Source organism: Bradyrhizobium pachyrhizi, from assembly GCF_001189245.1.
Taxonomy (GTDB): Bacteria; Pseudomonadota; Alphaproteobacteria; order Rhizobiales; family Xanthobacteraceae; genus Bradyrhizobium; species Bradyrhizobium pachyrhizi.
On record NZ_LFIQ01000047.1, the window covers coordinates 18,091 to 31,741 of the forward strand.

Sequence of the window (13,651 nt, forward strand, 5' to 3'; positions counted from 1 at the left end):
CACAAGGCTCTATCTTTGCAAGTGTCTTCGCAACAAGTCTCTTCGAATGGCGGTCGGAAGCTGGAGGTCGTCGTCGCCGGCGACGAGGGCTCGGCCCGGCTCGACCGCGTGCTCGCGCAGCGCAGTCCCGAACTGTCGCGGTCCCGGCTGAAGGCGCTGATCCTCGCCGGTTCCGTGACCGTCAAGGACGCCGTCGTCTGCGACCCCGCTTATCATGTCGCCAAGGGCGATACGATCATAATCGACGTGCCGGAGGCCGCGCCCGCCGAGCCGCAGGGCGAGGATATCGCGCTCGATATCGTGTTCGAGGACGACGACATCATCGTCATCGACAAGCCGAGGGGCCTCGTCGTGCATCCCGCCGCCGGCCACGCCAGCGGAACGCTGGTCAACGCGCTGATCGCGCATTGCGGCTCGAGCCTGTCGGGCATCGGCGGGGTCAAGCGGCCGGGCATCGTGCACCGCCTCGACAAGGACACCACCGGACTGATGGTGGTCGCAAAGAACGACCAGGCCCATCAGTCGCTGACCGCGCAGTTCGCCGACCATGGCCGCACCGGCCCCATGGAGCGCGGCTACATGGCGTTCGTCTGGGGCGTGCCGAACCGGCCCCACGGCACGATCGACGCGCCGATCGATCGCCACCCGCACGCCCGCGAGAAGATGGCGGTGCGCCAGGGCGGCCGCGAGGCGATCACCCATTTCGAGGTGCTCTCGAGCTTTGCCGGCCGCGACGGCAAGCCGGTCGCCTCGCTCTTGGCGTGCCGGCTCGAGACCGGGCGGACCCATCAGATCCGCGTGCACCTTGCCCATCTCGGCCATCCGCTGCTCGGCGACAGCGTTTACGGCGCCCACTTCAAGACCAAGGCCGGGCAGCTCGGCGCGGAAGGTAAGGACACACTCACCGCCCTCGGCCGGCAGGCCCTCCACGCCTATCTGCTGGCATTGGAGCACCCCCGGACCGGGGAATTTTTGCACTGGGAAGCGCCCTTGCCGGAGGACTTGCTTCTCCTGCAACGGGCGCTGGAAGCGGCGGTATGACGCACCCCTTCCGGAAAAGCCGCGTTATGACAACAGGTTATACCTGCCACACGGGGACGTGACGTCAGCAATCCTTCCCTATCACGGACAGTTTGGTGTATGTTGCACCTGCGCTGAATATCCAGCGCGGAACATCGCAGCATGGCCGGCTTTAACCCAGCGGCCACCTGCCGGGCCCGCCGCTATCGGGGGCCTGAACCACTGGAGGGCGCTCAAATGGCCCGTACAGCTACGTTGCCGGTCCTCAATGGAGAATCCGGCCTCTCTCGATACCTCGCCGAGATCCGCAAGTTCCCGATGCTGGAACCCCAGCAGGAGTACATGCTCGCCAAGCGTTGGCGCGAGCATGACGATCGCGACGCGGCGCATAAGCTCGTCACCAGCCATCTCAGGCTCGTGGCCAAGATCGCCATGGGCTATCGCGGCTACGGCTTGCCAATCTCCGAGGTCGTCTCGGAAGGCAATGTCGGCCTGATGCAGGCGGTGAAGCGATTCGAGCCCGAGAAGGGCTTCCGTCTCGCCACTTACGCCATGTGGTGGATCAAGGCGTCAATACAAGAGTACATTCTGCGTTCCTGGTCGCTCGTGAAGATGGGCACCACCGCGAACCAGAAGAAGCTCTTCTTCAACCTGCGCAAGGCGAAGAGCAAGATCTCCGCCCTGGAAGAGGGTGATCTCCACCCCGACCAGGTCAAGCTGATTGCCAAGCGCCTCGGCGTGACCGACCAGGACGTGATCGACATGAACCGCCGCCTCGGCGGTGACGCGTCGCTCAACGCCCCGATCCGCGACGACGGCGAAGCCGGCGAATGGCAGGACTGGCTGGTCGACAACTCGCCCAACGCCGAAGCCCTGATGGCCGAGAGCGAGGAGTTCGATCATCGCCGCCAGGCCCTGAACGGTGCGATCGGCGTGCTCAACCCGCGCGAACGCCGCATCTTCGAGGCGCGGCGTCTGGCGGATGAGCCGATGACGCTGGAAGATCTCGCCGCCGAGTTCGGCGTGTCGCGCGAGCGCGTGCGGCAGATCGAGGTCCGCGCGTTCGAGAAGGTGCAGTCGGCCGTCAAGGGCACGATCGCCCGGCAGGAAGCCGCGCTCGAAGCCGCGCACTGATCGCGCAGCGATAAAGCCAACAGACACGAAAGCCGGCGGCAACGCCGGCTTTTTTGTTGTTTGCAAAGTGGTCCTCGGCACGCACCTCGATCCGGGGCGTGTCGCCATCAATCCGCCTGCCGACGAATGTCCGCATCAGCCCTCGGGTGCGGACACGCGAGGCGCACTCGGTCATGTCGGCTAACGGGCCAGTTTCGGACCTTCCCGACAGGCTGCAGTGTCTTCGTGCAACGCCACCTGTTCCCCGGATGCGTCAGGTGGCGTAGAATGTCACGGCCCTTGAAGCGGGACGTGCCGAAATCACCGTCCGGGCAAACGAGCAGCACTGGTGCTATCGGCAGGCACGCTCTCTTAGAGGCCGTTCTTTTTTCGGTTTCGCACCACCGTTCACCACGAACCTTGCGCGCTGCATTTGCGGCCGCTCGTTCGGTAACGTCGGGAGAAAAGCGATGAGGAAGGTCGATCGAAGGTCCGCACTGGGAATCGCATTGGCAGCGGTTTCGACTGCCATGATCAAGCCCGCCGCGGCTCAAGCCACGGGCTACAAGGATACGGCACCTTGGCCAGGTGTCGTGGTGCGTGAATATGAAGGCGAGACACCATCCCTGATCCCAGGATTTAAGACGGTCTCAATGCGCGATGTCATTATGCAGCCGGGATCGAAGACCATGGGCCCCCCGATGATGAATGCCATGATCTGCCATATCACTGAAGGGGAGCTTCGGCTTGAACAGGAGGGAAAGACCTTTACCGGCAAGAAGAATTTTGTCTGGACCTGTAACAAGGAAACAAAAGAGCAGGCGTACAACGATGGGAATGTGGTCGCGATCATGCGGATCACGGACCTGAAGGCCTAGGCTCTTTTTTCTTCGCAAGGGATAGCAAGAGATAGATTGTAGGAGCGGATGGCGCGCGCGACGACGCGCCATCCGCGTGCCGGACCGCTTCGGGTCAGAACGCGATATCCCCGAACTCGGATCGGGTTTCCGCTTCGTCCCCGAAAGCAGGCGTCCTGGATTTTAATGGAGTACGTGGCCCTGCTCGCCCACTGCCGCGCTATGCCGCGACATCGCGATGAAACCCAAGCCGCCGTACGCTCATTCCGCCGAAAACCACGGAGTGTCTTATGGCTTCGCCTTCACCGACTTCGACGGCACCCTTCAAGTCGCTGACGGGAAATCCGAGGGCGACGATGAACCGGCATAAACTCCAAAGCGACCCATTGATACGCGGATATTTCAATCCGGGTTCTACCCGTTCCGCAGTCGGTCTCTCCGTTGGGAGATAGTCAGCATGGCATCACCCGGAAAAATCCAGGAGTACGGATCGCAGGCACCGGATACGATTGCGGCGAAGTTATTCAACTTTGAAGTCGGCAAGTTCGCCATAAAGCCGGAACATTCCAACTGGCTGATCAGTGTCGTCGCTCCAAAATTGAGGAGCGGAGGAAGCCTTACAATTATAGGACTTGCAAGTCGTACCGGCAGCGACGATTTCAACATGGAATTGTCGCATAATAGGCTGCGGGCCGTAATTGATTTGCTTCGCAAGCAAGTGCCCAACAATTTCAAAGTTGCGCTCGAGGTGGCGAAAGGGGAACGCGCGGCCAAGTACGCAGGTGAAATGGATGGGGTGGAAAACGAAAGCTGGCGCGGTGTGATCATCTCAGTTTGGACTAAGCCAAATCCACCACCGCCACCGCCGCCACCGCCGCCTCAACCGAAACCTCAATTTTATCCGGAGGAACGCAAATTCTTCAAGCGTTGGCTTGGCTTCGGCGTCAAGTCCGGCGGACAGTTGTTAATCGGCGGCATCGAGAGCACGACCGCGTACGTCGTGAACCTGGGAGATTTGGAGACCTTCGATCTCCAGATTATTAGCAGCCGGTGGGGACTTGGTCTTGGAGGCAGCGGAGGGGCCGTTGCCGTTATCGGCTTTGGTTTCAGCGTTCCGTATGAGTTGCACCGTGAACCCCTGAATGACTGGGGCGTCAATGTCGCATTTACCGAAAAGCTGATCTCGAAATCGGCACTGCAATCGATCCATAACAGCAAGTACTTCATCGATGGCTTGAAAAACGGCAGGTACGTGGCACCCGCGCTGAATACGCGAAACACCTTTACGGCTATTGGCTTGCTTCAGAACGTGAGAAATGCACTCCACACGCTGTACGGAGGATTCGAGGCAGCCAAGGGCTCGGGCGTCATTGTGCTCGACTTGCCGTTTTTAGGTGTGGGACTTGAATTGTCCGCTTTCTTGACGCGAGGAACCATGTACGTCTCGAATCCTTCCCATTGGATTGAACCGAGCTAAAGGCCTCGGACGAGATTCGCCAAAGCCTTGCCGCTAGCGCAGAGAATTTCGAGCCCACGGTTTGGTGCCGCTCCACGAACGGTCGACCAGCCGGGTGCTCGCCGAGTTCTGATCCACAGCAGAAGAGGGTGAGCAGGCATCGTACCGGTTTAACCGGCTACGTTGGCAGGGCTGAACCACGTGCGACATCGCAGCATGCGATGCTCTTTGATGTCGCAGTTTGCGGAGTGGACGAAGGTCTCTGCAGGTTACAAGGCGATCATGGTGTCCGGCGGCCCCGCGACGGAGGGGTTTCTTTTTGCTCGCCGCCGGTGTTTCCTCTGCACGGCGGAGAACGGGCATGCAGGGATCGCTGGGGGAAAAGATCGGCCAAGGCGTCTTCGCTGATGTCCACGCCTGGGCACCCGGTCAGGTCGTCAAATTGTCCAGGCCAGGTATCCCGCAGTGGGTCGTCCGGCACGAGGCGCAAATGACCCGCGCGGTCTTCGCCGCCGGCGGCCCAGCGCCGGAGGTGCTCGGCGAAGTCACCCTGGACGGCCGCTTTGGCATCGTGCTGCCGCGGTTCGATGGGCCGACCCTGACGCAGGCTACGCGCACCGGCGCCATCACGCGTGAACAAGCGGGCGAAATCCTTGCGACGCTCTGCCGTGCCGTCCACAAGACGCGACCGCCGCCGGACGCACTCTCGCTGCGCGAGGCGATGGACGCCAGATTGCGGTTCGGCGGCAGCGTGCTTCCGGAGCGCATCACCACCGGCGTCCTCGCGCTGATCGAGCACCTCGCGCCCGATGACGTGCTGTGCCATTCCGACCTTCACCCCGGCAACGTGATCATGACGGCGCAGGGTCCGAGACTGATCGACTGGCTCGGCGCGGCTCGTGCGCCCGCCGCCTATGAGATTGCACAGTGCCATGTCCTGATTGCCGAGCTTGCCCGGAACATGCCGACGATCCGGAGCGGGCCACGGTCAATTCGGTTCTGCAGGCGGAGTATGCGCGGCTGGCCGGCATAGCCCCTGCGGCGTTGACGGCGGCGATGCAGCCCTATTTGCCGATCGTCCGCGTCTTCCTCCTGCTCGGCGGGGCCATGCCTGAGATGCGGGAGCGGCTGATCCAGCGCGTCGAGGCGGCCCTGCGCTCGGAAGACTGAATTGTCTTGGTCGCGCGTATGGCTCCGGTCTGGCCGCCAGATCGGAGCCATTTCATTTTGCCGGTCCGTGCGTTTGATCGGCCAACATGATGGTGACCTCTCCGTACGCTTCACAGCCCAAGAATAGGGCCGTTCCGTCCTAGCTGGTAAACATCGTTATTTAACCAAGGAAAATCTCTCGGGGGGCAGTTCTCAAACTGACCTACCGCCGCCTCAGCTGGCGGCCTCTTTCAACCGCAATTCTTCGAACGGCGCTCAATTGCCTGGCGTTTTCGAACCTTGCTTGGGCCTCTGAGAGGGCACTGTCGATGGCGAGTCCCAGTCAATCATTTTCAAGCAAATGAGGAGTTCGACATAGCTTTGTACTTGCCCTGACCCCGCCTCGAGTTCGCAACTTTCTCGCGGTCCTGCCGGGACAGTTAGCCAGATCGAGTTTAGCTGCTGCCGCGCAACCGCCTCGTCACTCACGCACTTACTCGCGTCCTGGGGAAGTCCCGACGCTTTATCGTCAACGGAAACGTCCGCGCAAAGCGCGTTGATATCGAAGTTGGGAACACTGTCTGAAATTTGTACGGGCGGCTGACCAACGAGCGATAATGCCAAGAGCGCTGCCTTCATGAGATCTCCCTCCCCGTCCGGTGCGCCCAGCTGGAAGGCGGATTGAGCTGGAACTGACGCGGCTTCGGAGGCTGTGGCGGCCGCCCTCCGCCCACGACGCTACATTGCGCCTTTTTCCCAGTTTCTATCCACTGCCAACCGCAATGCTGCGGCGCGCTACTACTTTTGCGCACGCGATTTGCCTGCCCGTCTGTTGGTTAGGACTAGTTCGGGATGGCAATTGCCGCGGGCATTTGCCGATTTACGATGTGCTCAGTCGTGCGGATTTGGCCGACGTTCCACCACACCTCGACCATGCGATAAGGCATGCTGGTGCTCTTGGCCATCGCGATGGTGTGGGGGTTGTAGCGCTGATCATCCGAGCAGAAGAGCGCCCCCGCCGACGACGAATAAAACGATCGCTAGACCTATCAGGCCGTACTCGACGTCATCCATCTCGATCGACCATCGAACGAGGAACGGGCAAGCCCCAGCTCAGGGGGTGAGCTGGGGCTGCCGGGGCTGGAAGGCTGTAGCGGCACAGCCTCTACTCACGACGCTACGACTTTCCCGAATTTGATCCACAAGAAACCGCTGTTGCTGCAGCGCGCTACTACCAATGCCCCACGCACGCGATCATACGGTCTCATACAGCGCACCGACGCCTGGCATGCCGCAAGTTCCGGTGCGGCCACCTAGCCCATTTTGATCAGGGGCTGCTTCTCAAGTTGTAGATCTGGGACAGAGGAATTGAGTTACTGGGCGTCGGCCATCTTCGGTCGAGATGACTGCGGTTGCGCGTTGGCTGCCGAGGGCCGGCTCGACGGCGACGCCGGTTCCTGCGATGAGACGGCAGCGTCGGGCGGCGCGCCCGGGAATGGTCGATGGGCGGCTTGTGCCGGAAGCACGATCACTTTCGCGCCGACTTTCACCCGATCATAGAGGTCCATGACGTCGTCATTGGTCAGCCGGATGCAGCCGGACGAAACCCGCTTCCCGATCGTATCGGGCTTGTTGGTGCCGTGAATTCTGTATTCGGTATCGCCCAGATACATCGCCCGGGCACCGAGCGGATTGCCGGGGCCGCCCGCCATGAACCGCGGCAGATAAGGCTGGCGCGAAATCATCTCTGCCGGCGGACGCCAGTCCGGCCATTCTGTCTTGCGGGCCACGACCTGTTCACCGGACCATGTGAAACCTTCGCGGCCGACACCGATGCCGTAGCGCACCGCCTGCCCGCCGTTCAGAACGAGATAGAGGAATGTGTTTCCGGTATCGATGACGACGGTGCCCGGCGGCTGGTGACTGACGTAGTCAACCACCTGCCGAACAAATTTTCCGGGAGCGTCAGCGACGGCTGGTGTTTCGATCCGGGGCGCGGGGACCGGGATTGGAACCGGAGCTTGCGCTGGAACCTGAACCGGTGCCGCTACGTGAATAGGAGTCGATGGCGCCGGGGCCTGGTGCGCGGCTTGCTTCCGTATCGGTTGGACGCTCGCCGGGCGCGACAGCAAACCGTACCCCAATGCGGCAGCGGCTACTGCGCCGATTGCAACTCTTCCGGCCACCGGTAGCGCGAGCGTCTCGGTCTTTCCACGTTTGGCTCGCTTACCCATACCTCTCCCCTGATCGCTATGCCCGGAAGGGGTATCCGGCAAATTTTAACAAGCTTCGAAGCGATGTCGCTCAAGCTGGAAATCGCCAAGCGTCGTTAACGCCAGTCCTTGTTCTGCAACACCCATCGTCCACATTCGATCGCCGGCTCCACCCATCCGACGAAGCGGACAAAGCAGGCGCTCTTGGCTATGTCGGCTAGGGGCCAAAAGCAGACGAATTATTGCGCTCCGGTGCGGAGGCGGGTTGGCCAACCGACACGGACCAGCGTTTCATCTGGATCAGAGACCGCAAATTCGTACATCCCCCACGGCTTGTCTTCGGGCGATTGCTGAAATTCGCGGGCCGCGGCATCAACACTCTCGAGATAAAGATAAAGCCCAAAAGGGTTTCTGCCCGGCGTCAGCCATCCCTCGACCGCGTCCGTCAGATGCAGATATCCGCCCTTCCCGTTCGACAGCATGCGATAGGTGTCGGGCTCTCCCGGAGCAGGCCTTTCGCCGTCCGGGCGCGCAAAGCCCAGCCGATTGTAGAACCGCTCCGACGCATCAAGGTCATTGCACGGCAGGATCGCGATCAAAGCTCCGGAAGGGCTCATCTTGGTGCACTCCGACGTCACGCAGCAAACTTTCGCCTGCTCTTCTCAATGTCTGAAAATTTGTCACCTTTAAGGTGGGAGTCGGGGTTGGGACAGCCACATGACCGCTTCGGGTCAGAAGGCGGTATCCCTGAGGTCGGGTCGGGTTGCCGCTTCGTCCCCGAACGCCGGCGTCCCGGATTTTGATGAGTACGCCGCCCTACTCGCCCCACTCTCGCGCCATGGTGGCGAGCGTGCAGCCCTCGCAGTAGCGGGCATCCTTGAAGTCGATCCAGTTGTGGGCGTAGACGCGCTCCGGCGGAATGCCGTAACGCGCGCGCAGCAGCTTCACCAGCACCCGCCAGGCCGCGACCTGTGCGTCGGTCGGGCCCGTCGTGACGTCGGGATAATTGCCGGCGAATTCGACGCCGATCGACGTGTCCTTGTTCACCTGGTGATAGGTCTTGCTGTTGTCGACGTATTTGTTGTCGTTGCGATCGGCGCCGTCTGTGTGGGTCGGAACGAGGTTGTCGGCGACCGCCCAATAGACCGTGCCGTCGGTTTCGACCCAGACCATGACGCCGCGCCGGGTCGGGTTCTTGTGCTGCGCCTCGGCGCCATATCGCGCCGAGCCCTGCGGCCCCTCGGTCTGGTGCACGATGATATTGCGCCAGGGATGCGATTTGGTGACGTCGCCCCAGGGTGCCAGCCAGACCATCTTCAAGCCGGGAATCTCGGGCGTGCCTTGCGATCGCGCGATGGTCGCGAGATCGGGCGTTTCGGCTGACGCGGCAGCGGACAGGACCAGTGCAACGAGCGCGGTGAGCAGGCGAAGCATCATCACGGAAGATCCGGTGTCGTCTCTCTATTCAGCATGATCTTTTCGGAAAACCGCTTCGCACTTTTCCGGATCATGCTTTAGCACCCTCAGGCGCGCTTGCGCAGGCTCGCCTCGACCGTCTCGGGCAGCTTCGGCTCGTAGGTCGCGTAGCCGTTCTTGCCGCCCTTCTTGGCATCGTAGAGCGCGTGGTCGGCGGCGGCGACCAGGCGATCGGGATGCAGGCCGATCTCGCGGGTCCATTGCGCGACGCCGATCGAGACCGCGATCGGGATGTCCCTGCCGGTGCACTGCTCGGCATCGGCGCGGCAGACCTCGAGCACGCGGCGCGCGATTATCGCGCCCTCGCGCAGCGTCGAGGACGGCAGCACGATGCAGAACTCGTCGCCGCCGGTGCGGGCCAGCATGTCGCCTGGCCGGAGCCGCGTCTGCGCCATCAGCGTGAAATGCTGCAGGCAGGCGTCGCCGGCGGCGTGGCCATGGGTGTCGTTGATGCCCTTGAAACCGTCGAGGTCGATCACCAGCAGCGCGAACGCCTCGCCGTTGCGGTCGGAGCGCGCGCATTCCTCGGTCAGCCGCTGCAGGAGATGGCGGCGGTTGCCGACGCCGGTGAGATCGTCGAGCAGCGCGAGGTCGGCGACCTCGTTGCGCAGCCGGTCGATCGCCATCAGCAGGAAGCCGAAATTGAGCGCCATCGACAGGAACACCATCAGCAGGATCACCAGCGACTGCCCCGCAGAGAAGCGGACGAAGGAGAACTCGCCGGGCTGCAGCAGCGCGCCGACGGCGCGCAGCGCATAGATGCCGATCAGCACGGAGGCGACGATGCCGGCGAGCCGGGCACCGGGGCTGACGCGGCCGTTCTCGGACGACAGCAACAGCTTCAGCGTCAGCGCGAACGGCGTGACCTGGGCAATGGTGTAGACCAGGATGCGCATCGGCATGCTGTCATAGGCGAAGATGAAGGTGCCGAGACCGGCGAAGGCCAGCGCTGTGGTCAGCAACGTGGCGCGCCAGGTCGCGGGCTTGTCGTAGAACCGCTCGATGCCCATCGTGGCAAGGCCGGCGGCGAACACCATCAAGGTCCCCGCCGCAAGCAGCGGCAGCAGCGAGTCCGTCAGCATCACGCGAAGCATCGCGCAGCTGGCGCCGGCGGAGGCGACGAGCGCCGACGCGGTCCAGAACCGCGCCGCGCCGAAAGCAGGATAGCTCCGCGCGACATAGGCCCAGATCAGCCCGAGCGCGAGAAAATTGATAATGAATACCGTCCAAAGCGTCGGAACGCTCAACATCGCCCCTGTTCGAGAGCCGTATCGGCCTCGCCTCTCCTGAAATGACCGTCTGCCCCCTCCGGGCGCTTCCTCAAATGACAATCCCCGTTGTCTTGCGGAACAGCATGCGGCCGCGCCGCTTAACGGAGCGTCACCCACAACGTGCCAATCCGCGCTGTGGTTTTGAATCGATGAAGATCTGCGCATCCGCCGTTTGCGCATCGTTAAGCATGACGGATGCGACGACGCCGCGACGCGCGACATGCGCAACGCTTTGCGAAAAAGCTGACGAAAACGCGTAACAGTTGTGGATAACACGATGACGGCGCCGTGACAGCACGCGGCAGCAGCCTCCGAATCTGCTGAGTTTGATATCGAGGATGTTGCGAGGCTGGCCCTCCGCCAAGCATGCCTCGGAGTCGCGTTCAATCCATGAAACCCTGAGAGGATACTATGGCTAAGAAAGCGAAGAAGGCGAAGAAGGCGAAGGCGAAAAAGGCCACCAAGAAGAAGGCCGCCAAGAAGTAACGAATTCCAGCCCGGGTAGCGGCTCTCGCCCTGCCCGGGCACCCGGACCGGGACGACCGGTCGCAGCGACGTCAACCTCGAATTCACCACCCTACATCGATCGGCCCCGAACTGGCGGGGCGCATGGCAGCAGGCGCAACGCCTGCTTTTTTATTGCCTGCATCAGGGCCTGACGGCCGCGACGTCAGCGCTCCGCCAAGGCGAGCCTGGCGCCGAGCAGGGCAAAGCCCGCGGCAAAGCTCCGCCGCAGCCAGGCCATCACCTTCGGCCGGGTGATGACGCGGTCGCGCACCGAGGCGGCGAACAGCCCGTAGACTGCGAACACCGCAAAGGTCATCGCCATGAAGACACAGCTGAGCTCGACCATCCGCGCCAGCGGATGCGGCTCGTCGACCGCGATGAACTGCGGCAGGAAGGCCAGGAAGAAGATCGACAGCTTTGGATTGAGGATGTTGATCAGGATCGCGGTCACGATCACGCGCCGGCGCGAGCGCGGCTTGATCTCGGTGTCGACGGCGAGCGCGCCGCGCTCGCGCAGCGCCTGCCAGGCCATGTAGAGCAGATAGACGACGCCGACCCATTTCAGCGCCGCGAACGCCACGGCGCTGGTGTGCAGGATGGCCGCGAGCCCGAGCATCGCCGCGATCATCTGCGGCACGATCCCGAGCGTGCAGCCGAACGCCGCCGCCACGCTCGCCCGCGCTCCCCGGGTCAACGCCACCGCGAGCGTATAGAGCACGCCGGTGCCGGGCGAGGCCACCACGATCAGCGACGTCAGCAGAAAGGACCAGGTCACTTCAAATCCGTCACTTCAAATCCTCGGCGAGCGGGACATCGTCCGCCAATATCACGGCGACGGGGACGGCGGAAGCGGCTGCCGGCCTCCGCCCGGCGCCGGCGCCGGCACCCCGTTATGACGACCTGCGCCATCCGCGATGCGAAAGCTCCGACGCCTTCATCTCGGCGACCCGGATCACGTCCAGCGGCGCCCAGGGCTTGGCCCAGAACAAGGCGCCTTCGGGCAGGCGCTGCCGCAGCGGCTTGCCCGAGGTGACGATCACGTCGAGATCGGGCCTGTATTTCTTCGCGGCATAAGCGAGCTCGATGCCGGTCATGTGTCCGGCCAATTCGACGTCGGTCATCATCAGCACGACGTTGTCGCCGTTGCCCTGCAACACCAGTTCGGCGGCCTCGGCGCTCTCGCAGGCGATGACGTCGAACTCGCTTTCCTCCAGCAGCAGCCCGATCATCTCGCGCTGCATCGGGTCGTCCTCAACCACCAGGGCCTTCGCACGATAGGGCTTTGACTGTCCCATGGGTGTGGCTCCCTTGGTTTGAATGCTTCGGTTCGAGCGCGTAACATAGATTAAATGCCCAAAATCACTGGATGGTTCAGTTCCAATTTGAGAAAAGCGTGGAAATGCCGTGTTCCTCGCCTGGCAACCACCACCCCCGTTGAGATGGAGCTCACCCGACATGACCGCGATCCCTGGATCCGCCGCTGCCGTGACCGGAGCCGCCAGCGGCATCGGCCGCGCGCTCGCGCATGAACTGGCGCTGCGCGGCTGCGATCTGGCGATCGCCGACCGCGACGAGGCCGGCCTGCAGGCCGCCGCCGCGGAGATCGCGAAAGCGAGCCCGCGCAAGGTCACCGTGCACCGCCTCGACGTCAGCGAGCCGGACCAGATCACGGCATTCGCGGAGGCCGCCGTTGCGGCGCATCCCTCGCTCAACATCGTCGTCAACAATGCCGGCGTCGCGCTGCTCGGCGAGTTCGGCGAGTTCGATCAGGCGCAGATGGAGTGGCTGTTCAACATCAATTTCTGGGGCGTGGTGCACGGCACCCGCGCCTTCCTGCCGCAGCTTTCGCGGCAGCGCGAGGCACATATCGTCAACGTCTCCTCGATCTTCGGCATCATCGCCCCGCCCGGCCAGAGCGCCTATTGCGCGGCCAAGTTCGCGGTGCGCGGCTTCTCGGAGAGCCTGCGCCACGAGCTTGCGGTGGCGAACAGCCCGGTGCGCCTGTCCGTGGTGCATCCCGGCGGCGTCGCCACCAGCATCGCGCGCAACTCGCGCGCCGGCACCGGCGTCACCGACAATGCCCGCCGCGCCGAATCGATCGAGCGCTTCGACGCGCTGGCCAGGACCACGCCGACCGCGGCCGCACAGCGCATCATCGCCGGCATCGAGAAGAACCAGCCGCGCATCCTGATCGGCAAGGACGCATACTTCATGGACCTGCTACAACGCTTCCGCCCGGCGACCTACTGGAAAACCATGCAACGGATGATGGAGAAGACGGCGGCGCGGCGGATCGCGCGCGATGCCGCGAGGGCGAGCCAGTAGCACAATGGCGCGGAGCAACCCGCGCATCACCCTTCGTCCTGGCGAAAGCCGGGACCCATAACCACAGGATCGGGTTGGCGAGACACGCGGGGGCCACAGCGTCGTGCAACCAACCGACATTTGTGGTTATGGGTCCCGGGTCAAGCCCGGGACGACACCGGGGATGTTGCACGAGCAGTGAGCGAACGCACAACGCCGCGACGTGAGGCCCTGCGGCGCCGACACGCATACACCTGTCGTCCCGGCGAAAGCCGGCAACTGTTA

At 63.0% G+C, this 13,651-nt stretch carries 12 protein-coding genes; 6 read left to right on the forward strand and 6 right to left on the reverse strand.

Annotated features, from left to right (window positions below):
- Nucleotides 1-21: 21 nt before the first annotated feature.
- From AKL29_RS07460 to AKL29_RS07480, 5 genes are all read left to right on the forward strand, one after another.
- Nucleotides 22-1,041: an RluA family pseudouridine synthase gene (locus AKL29_RS07460; protein WP_244481817.1), complete on the forward strand. Its 1,020-nt coding sequence runs from the start codon at nt 22-24 to the stop codon at nt 1,039-1,041.
- 216 nt (nt 1,042-1,257) lie between these two features.
- A complete protein-coding gene (gene rpoH / locus AKL29_RS07465; RefSeq protein ID WP_024581019.1) occupies nt 1,258-2,154 on the forward strand; it encodes an RNA polymerase sigma factor RpoH in 897 nt (298 codons plus the stop codon).
- Between the two features lie 449 nt (nt 2,155-2,603).
- Nucleotides 2,604-3,011: a hypothetical protein gene (locus tag AKL29_RS07470; RefSeq protein ID WP_028333159.1), complete on the forward strand. Its 408-nt coding sequence runs from the start codon at nt 2,604-2,606 to the stop codon at nt 3,009-3,011.
- A gap of 436 nt (nt 3,012-3,447) precedes the next feature.
- Nucleotides 3,448-4,467: an OmpA family protein gene (locus AKL29_RS07475; protein WP_152977468.1), complete on the forward strand. Its 1,020-nt coding sequence runs from the start codon at nt 3,448-3,450 to the stop codon at nt 4,465-4,467.
- A gap of 340 nt (nt 4,468-4,807) precedes the next feature.
- Entirely contained in the window at nt 4,808-5,479 is a 672-nt protein-coding gene (locus AKL29_RS07480) for an aminoglycoside phosphotransferase family protein (RefSeq protein WP_244481819.1), read from the forward strand.
- Nucleotides 5,480-6,968: 1,489 nt separating this feature from the next.
- Here the strand turns inward: AKL29_RS07480 and AKL29_RS07485 are convergent.
- The 6 genes from AKL29_RS07485 to AKL29_RS07510 all read right to left on the reverse strand — a co-directional run bounded on the left by AKL29_RS07485 (nt 6,969) and on the right by AKL29_RS07510 (nt 12,357).
- Nucleotides 6,969-7,829, reverse strand: coding sequence for a L,D-transpeptidase (locus AKL29_RS07485; protein WP_050383656.1), 861 nt, complete (start codon nt 7,827-7,829; stop codon nt 6,969-6,971).
- 218 nt (nt 7,830-8,047) lie between these two features.
- On the reverse strand, nt 8,048-8,425 hold the full coding sequence (locus AKL29_RS07490; RefSeq protein ID WP_028333155.1) for a VOC family protein: 378 nt from the start codon (nt 8,423-8,425) through the stop codon (nt 8,048-8,050).
- Between the two features lie 199 nt (nt 8,426-8,624).
- Nucleotides 8,625-9,245 carry a peptidoglycan recognition protein family protein gene (locus tag AKL29_RS07495; RefSeq protein WP_050383657.1) on the reverse strand — a complete coding sequence of 207 codons (621 nt, stop codon included), beginning with the start codon at nt 9,243-9,245 and terminating at the stop codon, nt 8,625-8,627.
- 86 nt (nt 9,246-9,331) lie between these two features.
- A complete protein-coding gene (locus AKL29_RS07500) occupies nt 9,332-10,534 on the reverse strand; it encodes a GGDEF domain-containing protein (protein WP_050383658.1) in 1,203 nt (400 codons plus the stop codon).
- A 691-nt stretch (nt 10,535-11,225) separates the two neighbouring features.
- Nucleotides 11,226-11,837 (reverse strand): LysE family translocator, encoded by a 612-nt coding sequence (locus AKL29_RS07505; protein WP_050383659.1) that lies wholly within the window; start codon nt 11,835-11,837, stop codon nt 11,226-11,228.
- 115 nt (nt 11,838-11,952) lie between these two features.
- The gene (locus AKL29_RS07510; protein ID WP_028333151.1) at nt 11,953-12,357 is read right to left on the reverse strand and encodes a response regulator; all 405 of its coding nucleotides are present in this window, start codon (nt 12,355-12,357) and stop codon (nt 11,953-11,955) included.
- A gap of 160 nt (nt 12,358-12,517) precedes the next feature.
- Between AKL29_RS07510 and AKL29_RS07515 the strand changes: the two genes are divergently transcribed.
- Nucleotides 12,518-13,387 carry an SDR family NAD(P)-dependent oxidoreductase gene (locus tag AKL29_RS07515; protein ID WP_050383660.1) on the forward strand — a complete coding sequence of 290 codons (870 nt, stop codon included), beginning with the start codon at nt 12,518-12,520 and terminating at the stop codon, nt 13,385-13,387.
- The last annotated feature ends 264 nt before the right edge of the window (nt 13,388-13,651 follow it).